At 70.4% G+C, this 12595-nt stretch carries 13 protein-coding genes; 5 read left to right on the top strand and 8 right to left on the bottom strand.

Annotation, left to right across the window (positions count from 1 at the left end):
- Window positions 1–145: 145 nt before the first annotated feature.
- The 4 genes from MMR14E_RS24290 to MMR14E_RS24275 form a co-directional block, all read right to left on the bottom strand.
- Window positions 146–1006: a transglutaminase family protein gene (locus MMR14E_RS24290; protein WP_331317822.1), complete on the bottom strand. Its 861-nt coding sequence runs from the start codon at window positions 1004–1006 to the stop codon at window positions 146–148.
- Between the two features lie 70 nt (window positions 1007–1076).
- The gene (locus tag MMR14E_RS24285) at window positions 1077–1670 is read right to left on the bottom strand and encodes a LutC/YkgG family protein (protein WP_331317821.1); all 594 of its coding nucleotides are present in this window, start codon (window positions 1668–1670) and stop codon (window positions 1077–1079) included.
- Complete coding sequence (locus MMR14E_RS24280; RefSeq protein ID WP_331317819.1) at window positions 1667–3238, bottom strand: lactate utilization protein B; 1572 nt, start codon at window positions 3236–3238, stop codon at window positions 1667–1669. Before MMR14E_RS24280 ends, MMR14E_RS24285 begins: the two co-directional genes overlap by 4 nt.
- Window positions 3235–3978: a (Fe-S)-binding protein gene (locus tag MMR14E_RS24275; RefSeq protein ID WP_331317817.1), complete on the bottom strand. Its 744-nt coding sequence runs from the start codon at window positions 3976–3978 to the stop codon at window positions 3235–3237. The genes MMR14E_RS24280 and MMR14E_RS24275 overlap by 4 nt, the downstream gene beginning before the upstream one ends.
- A 216-nt stretch (window positions 3979–4194) precedes the next feature.
- On the opposite strand from MMR14E_RS24275, the gene MMR14E_RS24270 reads away from it, so the two are divergent.
- The gene (locus tag MMR14E_RS24270; RefSeq protein ID WP_012319882.1) at window positions 4195–4587 is read left to right on the top strand and encodes a DUF2267 domain-containing protein; all 393 of its coding nucleotides are present in this window, start codon (window positions 4195–4197) and stop codon (window positions 4585–4587) included.
- 174 nt (window positions 4588–4761) lie between these two features.
- The gene (locus tag MMR14E_RS24265) at window positions 4762–4980 is read left to right on the top strand and encodes a hypothetical protein (protein WP_331317815.1); all 219 of its coding nucleotides are present in this window, start codon (window positions 4762–4764) and stop codon (window positions 4978–4980) included.
- A 16-nt stretch (window positions 4981–4996) separates the two neighbouring features.
- Here MMR14E_RS24265 and MMR14E_RS24260 read toward each other — a convergent pair whose 3' ends face one another.
- Together MMR14E_RS24260 and MMR14E_RS24255 are read right to left on the bottom strand one after the other, a co-directional pair.
- Window positions 4997–5902, bottom strand: coding sequence for a hypothetical protein (locus MMR14E_RS24260; RefSeq protein WP_331317813.1), 906 nt, complete (start codon window positions 5900–5902; stop codon window positions 4997–4999).
- A gap of 84 nt (window positions 5903–5986) precedes the next feature.
- Complete coding sequence (locus MMR14E_RS24255; protein ID WP_331317812.1) at window positions 5987–8056, bottom strand: M3 family metallopeptidase; 2070 nt, start codon at window positions 8054–8056, stop codon at window positions 5987–5989.
- A 313-nt stretch (window positions 8057–8369) separates the two neighbouring features.
- Here MMR14E_RS24255 and MMR14E_RS24250 point away from each other — a divergent pair, with 313 nt between their 5' ends.
- From MMR14E_RS24250 to MMR14E_RS24240, 3 genes are all read left to right on the top strand, one after another.
- The gene (locus MMR14E_RS24250; RefSeq protein ID WP_331317810.1) at window positions 8370–9257 is read left to right on the top strand and encodes an extensin family protein; all 888 of its coding nucleotides are present in this window, start codon (window positions 8370–8372) and stop codon (window positions 9255–9257) included.
- 76 nt (window positions 9258–9333) lie between these two features.
- On the top strand, window positions 9334–10443 hold the full coding sequence (locus MMR14E_RS24245) for a L,D-transpeptidase (protein ID WP_331317809.1): 1110 nt from the start codon (window positions 9334–9336) through the stop codon (window positions 10441–10443).
- 269 nt (window positions 10444–10712) lie between these two features.
- Window positions 10713–11102 (top strand): response regulator, encoded by a 390-nt coding sequence (locus tag MMR14E_RS24240; protein ID WP_273558644.1) that lies wholly within the window; start codon window positions 10713–10715, stop codon window positions 11100–11102.
- A gap of 38 nt (window positions 11103–11140) precedes the next feature.
- Here MMR14E_RS24240 and MMR14E_RS24235 read toward each other — a convergent pair whose 3' ends face one another.
- Together MMR14E_RS24235 and rsmI are read right to left on the bottom strand one after the other, a co-directional pair.
- On the bottom strand, window positions 11141–11530 hold the full coding sequence (locus MMR14E_RS24235) for a YraN family protein (RefSeq protein WP_331317808.1): 390 nt from the start codon (window positions 11528–11530) through the stop codon (window positions 11141–11143).
- Window positions 11527–12498: a 16S rRNA (cytidine(1402)-2'-O)-methyltransferase gene (gene rsmI / locus MMR14E_RS24230; RefSeq protein ID WP_331317806.1), complete on the bottom strand. Its 972-nt coding sequence runs from the start codon at window positions 12496–12498 to the stop codon at window positions 11527–11529. The genes MMR14E_RS24235 and rsmI overlap by 4 nt, the downstream gene beginning before the upstream one ends.
- Window positions 12499–12595: the final 97 nt, after the last annotated feature.

The raw sequence follows: 12595 nt of genomic DNA, 5'->3' as shown, positions 1-12595 counted from the left end.
GCCCGCCTGCCGCTCTTCTCGGCCGACGCGCCGCTCTCCGCCGACGGAGGCCGGAAATGGGGCGGCCTGCACCGGCACCCGCCCCGCCGCCGCGCGGCCGGGATCACGCGATCACAGGATGCCGTGATCCCGGCCGATTCCGTGCTCAGGCCGCTCCCGCGTGCGGCGCCGGGATCTCGGTCGAGATGGCATCCACCGTGCGCGGCATCGGGCTCCCCGATCCGTCCGCCCGCTGGATCCGCACCTGCTGATTGACCGGCTGCATGTTGCCGAACGGCGTCGAGAACGCGATCTCCGCGGCGTCGCGTCCGACGCCGATCCGCACCAGCCCGTCGAGGTCGGCTTGCCGTGTGGCGTCGAACAGCCACCAGCGGCCGTCGAGATAGGCTTCGAACACGGCGTGGAAGTCGCTCGGAACGAGCCCGTGGGCGTAGCAGCTCACGAACCGGGCCGGGATGCCGAGAGCCCGGCAGAAGGCGGCGCCGAGATGCGCGAAATCGCGACATACGCCGGCGCGCTTGAGCAGCGACTCATGCGCGGTGGTCTCGCCGTCGCTGGAGCCCGGCTGATAGGCGATGTGGTCGTGGATCCAGTTGCAGATCTGGTTCACGCGGCCATAGCCCTTGGGCAGCGCGCCGAACTCGGCCAGAGCGAACGGCGTCAGCCGGTCCGAGGACACGAACCGGCTCGGCAGCAGGAAGGGCAGGATGTCGAGGGGCAATTGCCCGATCGGCGTCTCGTTGATCGTCGCGGGATCGGCCCGATGCACCGTGAGATCGACCTCGGCATTGTACTCCAGCGCGAACTGGCCGGTCGGCACGTTGACCGCGAGATAGCGGTTCTGGTGGTCGGGCGTGGTGTAGAGGTCGCGCTTGAGGTTCGGCGTCAGGACCAGGCTCTCGGTCAGGATCTCGACGCTCTTCAGCTTCGCCACCTCCAGATTGAAGATGAAGGTGGTGTCCGACAGGATATTGTAGGACAGGCTGCAACCGAGGATGTAGCGCATCGGATCTCCTTGCCGGATGACGGCCTATCCGCCGCCCAAGCAAGGGGCGCGCCCGATCGTGGGTTCCGGATCAGGCGCGCCGCGGCAGCATCAGCACCGTGAGCGAGCGCACGCCCTGCGCGCCGTGGATCAGCACGCCCTCGATGTCGGCGGTCGCCGACGGTCCGGTGTGCAGAACCGCGTAGGCCGAGCGGCCGAATTCCGGCCGGCGATAGGCGGCCTGCACGTTGGGCACGATATCGGCGGGATCGAGCAGAACGACGAGGTGCTGCGCGAGATAGGCGACCGCGTTGACGATCAGCTGATCTTCCGTGAACAGCACCGATCCCGTCTCGGCGATGCCGAACACGGCGCGCACCACCGCCACGTCCACGTCCTCGACCTCCTGCGGGGCGCGGACGCTCCGAAGGTCCCGGTTGCCGGTCAGTTCCGGTACCGCGGAGGCAATCACCTTGGCCGCATCGAGTCGCTCGCGGACCCCCGCGAAGACATCACCGGCGCCGGGCTCCGCCACCCGGCCGCCCATCCGCTTCAGCCGCTCGCCGAACTCGGCCACATGGTCGTCGCCGATGAGGGGCGTGAACAGCGGCACCTCCGGCAGCGGGAAATCGCCGGCCGGCCGATTCCTGCGGATGCCGTCCAGGATCGCGTCGCGGGCGCTCATCGACGCGTGTCCTTCATGCGGTTCTGCTTGTACCAGGCGTGGAAGGTCTGGCGCGGTGCATCGGGCATCTCGCGCTTCTTCCCCCAGGTGTTGAGCGGATTGTAGACGGCGAAACGCGGCAGGACCTTCAGGGCGGAATCCGCCGCGCCGATCGCGGCCCGGTAGGCGGCCGGGCGCGACAGGACCGCGCCGGCGGCCTTCATCATGCCCTGCTTGAGCGCCGGGATCTGGTGCTCCTCAACCAGCACCTTGCGCCACGCGAAAATCTGCTCGTGGATGTTGATCTTCACCGGGCAGACGTTGGTGCACGAGCCGTTCATCGTCGAGGAGAACGGCAGCGTCGAGTATTTGCGCTTGTTGAAGGTCGGATCGATGATCAGCCCGATCGGCCCCGAATAGGTCGCCCCGTAGGAGAGGCCGCCCGAGCGCCGGTAGACCGGGCAGGTGTTCATGCAGGCGCCGCAGCGGATGCATTTCAGGGAGGTCCAGAACTCCTCCATGCCGAGGCGCTCGGAGCGGCCGTTGTCGACCAGCACCATGTGCATCTCGGTGCCCGCCCGCGGCGCGCGGAAATGCGAGGTGTACTGGGTGATCGGCGAGCCGAGCGCCGAGCGCGACAGCAGGCGGATGAAGACGCCGAGATGCTCGACCTTCGGGATGATCTTCTCGATGCCGATGGAGTGGATCTGCAGCGGCGGCACGTTGCCGGAGAGGTCGGCATTGCCCTCGTTGGTGCAGGTGACGACCGAGCCGGTCTCCGCGATCGCGAAGTTGCAGCCGGTCATGCCGGCATCGGCCTTCAGGATATAGGGGCGGGTCGTCTCCCGCTGGCTCTCGGCGAGATAGTGGGCGTCGTCGTTGTCCGGGTCCGTCCCGAGCGTCTTGGCGAAGACCTCGGCCACGTCCATCCGGGTTTTGTGGACCGCCGGCGCGACGACGTGGCTCGGCTCCTCGTTGTCGAGCTGCTGGATCCGCTCGCCGAGGTCGGTCTCGATCACCTCGATCCCGTTCGCCGCCATGTGGTGGCGGAAGCCGCACTCCTCGGTGAGCATCGACTTCGACTTCACCAGCGTCTTGGCGCCGTGGCTCCGCAGGATCTCCAGGACGATCCGGTTGTGATCGGCCCCGTCCTTGGCCCAGTGGACATGGACGCCGTTGGCTTTCGCGGCTGCCTCGAACTGCTCGAGATAGCGGTCGAGATGGCTCAGCGTGTGCGTCTTGATCTGCGAGGCGAGCTCGCGGAGCTCCTCCCATTCGGGAATGCCGTGGGCCGAGACGTCGCGCTTCTTGCGCAGGTCCCACAGCCGCTCATCGTGGGCAGCCTGGTGCAGCGGCGCGGCGAGGAAGCGCTCGGCGGCCTCGGACTGATTGATCGGCCGGTCGCCCCGGATCTTCGCGCCGCGCGGCTGCGGCTCCCGGGTCTGCGGCGCGCGGATCGGCTTCGAGGCGGCTTCCGCGTGCTGGAGTCGCCGGCCGTCCGGCGCCCGCTCGCTCTCGTCGTGGCCGGCCCGCACCTCGGGGTGGATGACGCCCTCGCGCTCGCGGGGGTTGAGGTCCTCGGCGCTCATGCGGCGGCTCCGTTCAGCACCTGCGCGATGTGGATGTACTTGAGCGGCAATCCCAGACGCTCGGCGCAGCCCTTCTGATGCATCAGGCAAGAGGAATCCGCCGAGACGACGTATTCGGCCCCGGCCCGGTTCTGATCGGCGACCTTGTCGTAGCCCATCTTGGCCGAGACGGCGGGCTCGAACACCGAGAAGGTGCCGCCGAAGCCGCAGCACTCGTCCGGCCGGGCGAGATCGACGAGCTCGACGCCCTTCACGAGGCGCAGCAGGTCGAGGGGCTTCGAGTAGTAGGGCTTCACCAGCTCGCTCGGCCGCGCGTGGTGGATGCCCCGCAGGGCGTTGCAGTTGGTGTGATAGGCGACCTTGTGGGGGAAGTTCGCCCAGGGCAGGTCCTCGACCTTCAGAACGTCGTGCAGGAACTCCACCAGCTCGTAGGTGCTGGCGCGGACGTGGCGGACCTCGTCGGTCTGCGGGATCGCCGTCAGGTGCTCGCGCACTTGATGAACGCAGGATCCCGACGGGGCGACGACGTAGTCGAAGCCGGAGAAGTTCTTGACGAACAGCGCCTCGGTCGCCGCGGCCTCGGCGTGGCAGCCGGTGTTGGTCATGGGCTGTCCGCAGCAGGTCTGGTCGAACGGGTACTCGACCGTGCAGCCCAGGCGCTCGAGGAGCTCCAGGGTGGCGATCCCGACCTCGGGCTCGAAGGCGTCGACGTAGCACGGCACGAACAGGCCGACCCGCATGGTCCGGCAACTCCCTGGATGGCCCGGCCCGGCGGCCTGGAACGGTTCAAGACTGACCGAGGGTCTACCGGAAGGGGCGGTCCTTGGCGAGGTTGCCCGCTGCGGCACCGTGCCCGCTGTAACCGGTGAGTTTTCCTGGGAAGCGATGCCGCGCGCTTGATTTCCGACGCCTCAGAGTCGAAGGACGTCTGGAAGCGTTCCGAAGAGATCATCACCATGGAAGAACTGCTCGCCCGCGTCACCACCCGCACCGGGCTCGACGCCGCGACCGCTCAGACCGCCATCGGGCACATCCTGGCCTTCCTGCAGAAGGAGGGGCCCGCGGCCGAGGTCGGCCAGCTGCTGGCGGCCCTGCCGGGCTCCGAGGCGCTGATCGCCGAGTCGAACGCCGGCGAGAGCGGCGGCGGCGGCCTGATGGGCATGCTCGGCGGCATGATGGGCGGCGGCGGTGTCATGGCGCTCGGCCAGAAGCTGATGGCCGCCGGCGTGCCGATGGGTCAGATGCAGCCCCTCGGCCAGGAGCTGTTCGCCTTCGGCCGCGAGAAGGTCGGCGAGGACGCGATGGGTCCGATCATCGGCTCGATCCCGGGGCTCAACCAGTTCGTCTGACCGCGGGCCGGTGTGCGCGGCCGCACTGCATTCGGGTGACGCCTGGACGAAAGTAAAAAAGAGGTTGCGGAGCGAAAGCTTGACGGAACCTGTCCACGCGATCCCCGTTATTGGGGATGTGGCCCGGATCGACGCCTTCGGCAGTGTCCGGCACCGCACTCAAGCAGGCCGGCCATGCCCGTCTTCGAAGCCAAGAATCTGGACAGCGAGTTCGAAGGGCAGTCCCTGCTGGCTGCCATCCTGCACCCGACCCGCGCGGCGCAGACCCGGGCCCTGCGGCACGGGCGCCGGCGGGCGGAGCGCGCCGCGGCCCTCGCCGATCCGATGACGATCGAGCCGCGCTTCCCGATCGCGCCGGGCGAGCTGGCGCCGACCGGGATCACGGGCCGCTGAGACGCGCCGCTCTCGCCTACCAGGCCTGCGCCGTGACGAGACCCTGACGGGTCACCACCACCCATTCACGCCCGTGGCGCTCGACGCCCTCGACGCGGCCGACGCCCGGGATGACGTCGCCCGGAGCGACCTCGACGAGGCGGCGCCGGCGGTTCTCCAGGATCGCGGTGCCCTCGTAGACATCCCGCAGGGCCCAGCCCTCGATCACCGGCGGCTTGTCGGCCGCGGCCGGCTTCGGCTTGGGCTCGCTGACCTTGGCGTCCGCGACCTTGACCTCGGGCTTCGCCTCGACGGCGCGGGCGGGCTCCCCGATGCTCCCGGTCTGGGTCGGCTCCGCCTTGGCGGCGGCCGGAGCCGCGGCCGCGCGGCGGTCGAGCTGCGCCGCGAGGCCGCTGAGGCGGGTGTTGTGGTCGCGCTCCGCCTGATCGAGCCGCTCGCCGAGGGCCGTGATCTTTCCGTTCAGAGCCTTGTCGACCTGCGCCAGGCGCTCGCCGAGGGCGGTGCTGCGGCTCGCCGCCTCCTTCCGCGCCACGTCGGTGGAGGCGCGCAGCTCGGCGAGCACGCGGTGGAGCTGCGCGATGTCGGCCGCGAGGCGCACGGTCTCGGTGCGGCCGGCATCGAGCGTCGTCTCGAGGGCCGCGAGCGCGTCGGGCCGGACCGAGTTGGGGCGGGTGAGCGCCATCACGCCCCCGCCCAGGAGGACGCCGAGCGCCAGGGTCGCCCCCGGGACCGCGAACCGCTTCGGATCGAGGCGCGACAGCGCGGCCAGCGAGAACGTCCGGCCGGCGGGCGAGGCCGCGGTCTCGGCCGCGGCGGCCGCGGCGTCGGTCCTGCCGGTCACCGCGGCCTTGAGCAGGTCGGCCGGCGAGATGCCCTGGGACATGCTCTGGGAAACGCCCTGCTTGGCTTCGATCTTCGTCATCGCCCCGAACTCCGCACGCCGCGTCGCGCTGCAAGCGTTCGTTAAGGACGTTTGTTTACGAAACCCTTACCGTACGCCCGTCGCTCAGGCCGCGAGCCCCCGCTTCTTCAGGAGCGGCTCGATGCTCGGCATCCGCCCGCGGAAGGCCGTGTAGGCCTCGCGCGGGTCGCGCAGGTTGCCGGCCCCGTACACGAAGGTCCGCAGCCGCTTCGCCGTCTCCGGATCGAAGATGTCGCCGGCCTCGCGGAACGCGTCGAAGGCGTCCGCGTCCAGCACCTCAGACCAGAGGTAGCTGTAGTAACCGGCGGCGTAGCCGTCCCCCGAGAAGATGTGGGCGAAGTGCGGCGTCCGGTGCCGCATGCCGATCTCGGCCGGCATGCTGATCCGCCGCAGCGCCTCGGCCTCGAAAGCGGGCACGTCGAGGCCGCCCTCGCCCTCCGCCGAGAGGTGCAGCGTCATGTCGACGATTGCCGAGGACGTGTACTCCACCGTGGCGAAACCCTGGTTGAAGGTCCGCGCGGCGAGCAGCTTCTTGAGCAGGGCGTCGGGCATCGGCTCGCCGGTGCGGTGGTGGCGCGCGTGGGCGCGCAGCACCTCCGGCTGCTCGAGCCAGTGCTCGTAGAGCTGCGAGGGCAGCTCTACGAAGTCCCGCGACACGGCCGTCCCGGACAGGAGCGGGTAGGTCACGTCCGAGAGCAGGCCGTGCAGGGCGTGGCCGAACTCGTGAAACAGCGTGCGCGCGTCGTCGAAGGACAGCAGCGTGGCCTCGCCGTCGGGCGCCTTGGCGAAGTTCATGACGTTGACGATGATCGGCGTGACCGTCCCGTTCAGGCGCTCCTGCGAGCGGAACGCGCTCATCCAGGCACCGGACCGCTTCGAGGCGCGGGCGAAGTAGTCGCCCAGGAACAGGCCGACCTCGGACCCGTCGGGATTGCCGACCCGCCAGACCCGGACGTCGGGATGGTAGCGCGGCACGTCGGCGAGTTCCGTGAAGGTCAGGCCGAACAGACGCGAGGCCGTGTCGAACGCCGCCTGGATCATCCGCTCCAGGGGCAGGTAAGCCTTGATCTCGCTCTCGTCGAGGTCATGCTCGGCGCGCCGCACCTTCTCGGCGTAGTGCCGCCAATCGTGCGCCTGGAGGGCGAAATTGTGCCCCTCAGCCTGGATCGTGGCCTGGAGGCGGTCGCGCTCCTCGGCCGCCCGCGCCCGGGCCGGGGTCCACACGTCCCGCAGCAGGCCGGTCGCCGCGTCAGGGCTCGCCGCCATCGTGTCGTCGAGGGCGAAATGCGCGAAGCTCTCGAAGCCGAGGAGCCGCGCCCGCTCGGCGCGCAGGCGAATGATCTCCGCGATGATCGCGCGGTTGTCGGTCGCGCCGCCGTTCTCGCCGCGCCGCGTCCAGGCCGCGTAGGCGCGCTCGCGCAGGTCGCGCCGGGTCGAGCAGACCAGGAACGGCTCGATCAGCGAGCGGGACAGGGTGATGATGTGCCCGTCGAGGCCGCGCTCCTTCGCGGCGCTCTCGGCCGCGGCCCGCAGGAACGGCGGCAGCCCGGCCAGGTCCTCCTCGCCCTGCAGCGGCAGGACGAAGCTGCTCTCGTCGGCCAGGAGATTCTGGCTGAACGTCGTCCCGAGTTCCGACATGCGCGCGGCGATCTCGGCGATCCGGGCCTTGTCGGCGGACCCGAGATCGGCCCCCGACCGCCGGAAGCGGATCCGATACCGGTCGAGGACCCGGCGCTCCTCCGCATCCAGTCTCTCGGCGTCGATCGCCGAGATCCGGGCCCAGAGCTCGGGGTTGAGGTAGATGGCGCTGCCGTGACGCGCGAGCTTCGGGCCGATCTCCCGCTCGATGGCCTGCAGCTCCGGATTCGTGTGGCTGCCGGTCAAGTTGTAGAACACGCCGGCGACGCGCTCGAGGGCGAGGCCGGCCCGCTCCATCGCCGCGACGGTGTTGTCGAAGGTGGCCGGCGCGGTCTGGTCCGCGATGGCGCGGATCTCGGAATCGTGCACGGCGAGCGCGGCGTCGAACGCGGGTCCGTAGTGCTCCGGCCGGATCCGCTCGAAGGGTGGCAGGCCGTGCGGGGTGTTCCACTGCCCTTCGCGGAAGGGATTGTCCGGCGACAGGCTCGGGAGCCCGGCATCAGCTGCGTCCGACATACAGTCCTCGAATCGACATCCGCGCGGCCGCGCGTTCGCTCGCGCTGCCGGTGCGCCGACATGGGGTGTGCCGGCGCGATCCGGAAGACAGTGGCCCGATCGGCGCGGCCGTCAACCGGGTCCGGGCGATCCGAATGACGTCTCGCCCGTTGTAGAGGCCAACGCCCACGCTTCGAGGCACCATGCCGGGACGCTGCCTGTCGACCCTCCGACCCGCGATGCTGCTCGCGGGCGGCGCCCTCGCCGCGGGGCTCGCCGTCCCGGCGGCACCGGTCCGCGCCGTCGAGGCGCCGACGGCCACGGTGCCNCCACGGTGCCGACGCCCCCGCCCCTGCCGCCGGAGCGTCCGGAGGCGCTGAAGCCGCCCGCCGCGGAGCCGGCTCCGCCGACACCGCCCGCGCGCCCGCCGGAACTGAAGCCGGCACCCGTGGAGCCGACCAAGGAGCCGGTCCGGGAGCCGCCGAAGGATCCCGGCCGCGAGAAACCTTCGGGCGCCGCGCAGGATGCAGGGAGGGACACCGGCAAGGACACCGGCAAGGACACCGGCAAGGACACAGGGAAAGAGGGTGCCAAGCCCGAGTTGCCGTCGCCGCCTCCGGCACCGCCCGAGCGGCCGCCGGAGCTGTCGGGCGCGGCCGCCCTGGCGCTCAAGGTGACGCCTCCGGACGATACCGCCTGCCGGACGCGCCTGAAGCGCCTCGGCGTCGATTTCGAGCCGCTTCCGCCGATCTCCGAAGGCCAGTGCACCGCACCGTTGCCGCTCAAGGTGACGAAGTTCGCCGACGGGGTGGCGCTCCCGCAGGGCGCCACGCTGACCTGCCGGACTGCCGAGGCGCTGGCACGCTGGGTCACGGAGGTGCAGGTCGAGGCCGACCGGACGCTGAAGCATTCGCTGACCGCGCTCGAACTCGGCGGATCCTACGTCTGCCGGGGGCAGAACCACGATGTCGACGCCAAGCTCAGCGAGCACGCCTTCGCCAACGCCGCCGACATCATGGGCTTCGCGTTCGCGGGGCGCGCGAGCATTCCCGTGAAGGCCATGCCGGAGGGGTCGGAGGAGGCACAGTTCCTCGGCGCGGTGCGCGCCAAGGCGTGCGGCTTCTTCCGCACGGTCCTCGGGCCGGGCTCGAACGCCGCCCACGCCAACCACTTCCACCTCGACGAGCGCGAGCGGAACGCCGGCCATCGCCTGTGCCAGTAGAACAGTGTGGAACGTTCCCGCAGGTCCGGCATTTCTCGGCTCTGGAGCGCGTCCGCTCCCCGGAACGACGACGGCGATGACCCCGAAACCTTGGCGGCCGATCTGCGCGGCACTCCTGGCCAGTTGTCTGGCCGCGCACGGCGCGGCGGCGCGCAGCGGCAAGGCTCAGAAGGCCGAGAAGGCTCCGCCGGCACTCACCGCCGAGACGGTGAACGCGGCGACCCTGGACCTGCCGGGCGCCGGCAAGACCGAGGGTGCGAAGCCTGACGCGAAGAAGCGGCGGTCCAAGTCGTCGGAGGAGAGGCCCGACCCGCTGATCGTCAAGGCTCAGGTGCTGCTCGACCGGGCGCATTTCTATCCCGGCGCGATCGATGGCCGGAACGGCGACAATTACCGGCACGCGCTGTCGGCCTTCGCGGTGGCGCAGGGTTTGCCCGCCAGCGAGGACCTGACGCCCGAGGTCTGGGACAAGCTCCAGGCGACCAGCGACAAGCCGGCCGTCACGGATTACACGCTCACCGAGGCCGACGCCGCCGGCCCCTACGTCGAGCGGATCCCGCCCAAGATGGAGGCGCAGGCCGAGCTCAAGACGCTGGGTTACACCAACCCGCGCGAGATGCTGGCCGAGCGCTTCCACATGAGCCGCGACCTCGTCAGCGCGCTCAATCCCGGCAAGCCCCTCGACAAGGCCGGCACGACGATCGCGGTCGCGGCGGTCGACCCGATGGGCACGGACAAGCCGAAGGGGAAGGACCTGCCCCAGGAGCCGAAGGTCGAGCGCATCGAGGTCGACAAGACGAGCCGCGACGTCCGCGCCTACGGCGCCGACGGCAAGCTCGTGGCCTACTATCCGGCGTCGATCGGAAGTGCGGAGAAGCCGGCCCCGAGCGGCGAGACCAAGGTGAAGGGCGTCGCGTTCGACCCCGACTACACCTACAACCCGAAATACGCGTTCAAGGGCGTGAAGGCGCAGCACAAATTCACCATCCAGTCGGGCCCCAACAACCCGGTCGGACTGGTCTGGATCGACTTGGCGATCCCCAGCTACGGGATCCACGGGACGCCCGAGCCCGAGAAGGTCGGGAAGACCGAGTCCCACGGCTGCATCCGCCTGACGAACTGGAATGCCCGCGACCTCGCCGCGCATGTGACACGGGGTGCCAAGGTCAGTTTCAAGGACGACTGAGCGGGCGCCCGCGGATGCACCGGCTGCCCTCGCGAAGCCGTCAGCACAAAAATGTATCATCGGTTAACATAGCGCCCGGTCTGGGTGACGGAACGGGCCGGGAATGCTTGACACATTGCGCATTACGGGCGACGCCTCAGGTTGTCTCGCGGGCTGACCCTCGGGCCGCGTTCACCCGTCCGGACGCTGCTCACGCGGTGCGCAAGGCTTGACCAGCCGCATGGCAAGATCCCCGGCGACGGGGGCATTCGAAGGGAAGACGGCCCGGCGTGATTGCTGACCCCAACGACGACGTCCTCAACGGCGTCCGTGTTCTCGTCGTCGAGGACGAGGCCGCGATCTCGATGCTGCTGGAGGACATGCTGCTCGATTTCGGCTGTGCCGTTGTCGGGCCGGCCGCGCGTCTGTCCTCGGCGCTCGAGATGGCGTCGCAGGAGGCGTTCGAGGTCGCCATTCTCGACGTGAACGTGGCGGGGGAGCCGATCTACCCGGTGGCCGAGGCGATCGCGAAGCGCGACCTGCCGCTGGTGTTCTCGACCGGCTACGGCGGCGCCGGCATCCGCGAGCCGTTCCGCGACAGGCCGGTCGTGCAGAAGCCGTTCAGCCAGGCCGACCTGAAGCGCACGCTGATCGGGGCGATCCGCGCAGCCCGCGCCTGAGGCCGGCAGAACGCGCGCCCACGGGATCCCCCCGTCGGTCACAGCCCCTCGATGGTGAAGGCCCGCTCGACATGCGCGGGCCAGCCGCGGGATCCGACGAACACGGCATCGGCCCGGAAGGTCGCCCCGGCGCACCAAGCATTCCGCCCGATCCAGGCGCGGACCGCGCGGGAGAAGCGCCGCCTCTTGGCGGCGTCGATCGCCTCACGCGCGTCGTCGCGCTTGGCCCGAGCCTTCACCTCCACGAAGACGACGGTGTTCCAGCGCTGGACGACGAGGTCGATCTCGCCGCCGGCGACGCTGACGCGCCGCCCGATCGGCCAGTATCCCTTGAGCATCAGCGCGGCGAGCGCCAGCCACTCGGCCCGGTGGCCGAGCCGATAGGCGGCCCGGCGCCGGCCAGCCCGGTCCGGCGAAGCGCCGTTCATTTCTGGTCCCGCGCCAGCGCCAGCGCCCGCGCGTAGACGAGGCGGCGCGGCTGCCCGGTCTCGTCGGAAACGAGGCTGGCGGCATCCTTGATCGAGTGCCGCTCCAGCGCTGCGAGGATCAGGGCGTCGAGGGCGGCATCCGTATCCGCGCTGCGCTCCGGCGCCGTCGCCGCACCGATGATCACCACGATCTCCCCCTTCGGCGGTCCCTCCTGGGCGAAGCGCGCGCTCAGGCTGCCCAACGTATCGCGCCGGATGGTTTCGTAGAGCTTGGTGAGTTCGCGGGTCACGGCGGCCGGCCGGTCCGGGCCCAGCACCGCGGCGGAATCCGCCAGCATGTCGGGCAGGCGATGGGGCGACTCGAACAGGACCAGGGTGCCGGGAACCTGGACCAGCGCCTCCAGGCGGTTGCGCCGCGCTCCGGCCTTCTGCGGCAGGAAGCCCTCGAAGAAGAAGCGGTCGGTCGGCAGGCCGGCCGCGACCAGCGCGGTCATGACCGCGGACGGCCCCGGGACGGGCGTGATGGCGATCCCGGCCTCGATCGCGGCCTGGACCAGCTTGTAGCCGGGATCCGAGACCAGTGGCGTCCCGGCATCCGAGACCAGCGCCAGGGCCTCGCCGGCGGTGAGCCGCGCCACCATCCGCTCGCGCACCGCGTCGTTGGAATGCTCGTGATAGGCGAGCAGCGGCGTCGTGATCCCGTAATGCGCCAGCAGGTTCCGGGTGACGCGGGTGTCCTCGGCCAGGACCGCGTCGGCCGCCGCCAGGGTCGCCAGCGCCCGGATGGTGATGTCGCGCAGGTTCCCGATCGGCGTCGCCACGATGTGCAGGCCGGGCGACAGGGGCTCGGTCTCGCTCGCGAGGCCGAAGGCCGTGAAGGTCGTGCTGCGCGGTCGGTCGGGGGCGAGCTTCTGGGACGGAGCTCGGGTCGGGGCGGCGGGCCCCGGGTCGTCGAATCTGCGGGTCATCACCGGCGATCTTGCCACACTGGTCGCCTCTCGTCGCGGCGAGGCCGCGTGGCCGGGGGGCAAGTCCCCGCCGCCGCGTTTACATTTCAGATTCTGC

It is taken from the genome of Methylobacterium mesophilicum (assembly GCF_036441335.1).
Classification (GTDB): domain Bacteria; phylum Pseudomonadota; class Alphaproteobacteria; order Rhizobiales; family Beijerinckiaceae; genus Methylobacterium; species Methylobacterium mesophilicum_B.
The sequence above is the reverse complement of the archived record's forward strand: the minus strand, read 5'-3'. Positions and strand labels throughout refer to the sequence as shown.

Bases quoted from the DNA above. Each gene is read 5' to 3' on its own strand.
- MMR14E_RS24290 (WP_331317822.1), bottom strand. From the start codon at position 1,006: ATGCGCTACATCCTCGGTTGCAGCCTGTCCTACAATATCCTGTCGGAC.
- MMR14E_RS24285 (WP_331317821.1), bottom strand. From the start codon at position 1,670: ATGAGCGCCCGCGACGCGATCCTGGACGGCATCCGCAGGAATCGGCCG.
- MMR14E_RS24280 (WP_331317819.1), bottom strand. From the start codon at position 3,238: ATGAGCGCCGAGGACCTCAACCCCCGCGAGCGCGAGGGCGTCATCCAC.
- MMR14E_RS24275 (WP_331317817.1), bottom strand. From the start codon at position 3,978: ATGCGGGTCGGCCTGTTCGTGCCGTGCTACGTCGACGCCTTCGAGCCC.
- MMR14E_RS24270 (WP_012319882.1), top strand. From the start codon at position 4,195: ATGGAAGAACTGCTCGCCCGCGTCACCACCCGCACCGGGCTCGACGCC.
- MMR14E_RS24265 (WP_331317815.1), top strand. From the start codon at position 4,762: ATGCCCGTCTTCGAAGCCAAGAATCTGGACAGCGAGTTCGAAGGGCAG.
- MMR14E_RS24260 (WP_331317813.1), bottom strand. From the start codon at position 5,902: ATGACGAAGATCGAAGCCAAGCAGGGCGTTTCCCAGAGCATGTCCCAG.
- MMR14E_RS24255 (WP_331317812.1), bottom strand. From the start codon at position 8,056: ATGTCGGACGCAGCTGATGCCGGGCTCCCGAGCCTGTCGCCGGACAAT.
- MMR14E_RS24245 (WP_331317809.1), top strand. From the start codon at position 9,334: ATGACCCCGAAACCTTGGCGGCCGATCTGCGCGGCACTCCTGGCCAGT.
- MMR14E_RS24235 (WP_331317808.1), bottom strand. From the start codon at position 11,530: ATGAACGGCGCTTCGCCGGACCGGGCTGGCCGGCGCCGGGCCGCCTAT.
- rsmI (WP_331317806.1), bottom strand. From the start codon at position 12,498: ATGACCCGCAGATTCGACGACCCGGGGCCCGCCGCCCCGACCCGAGCT.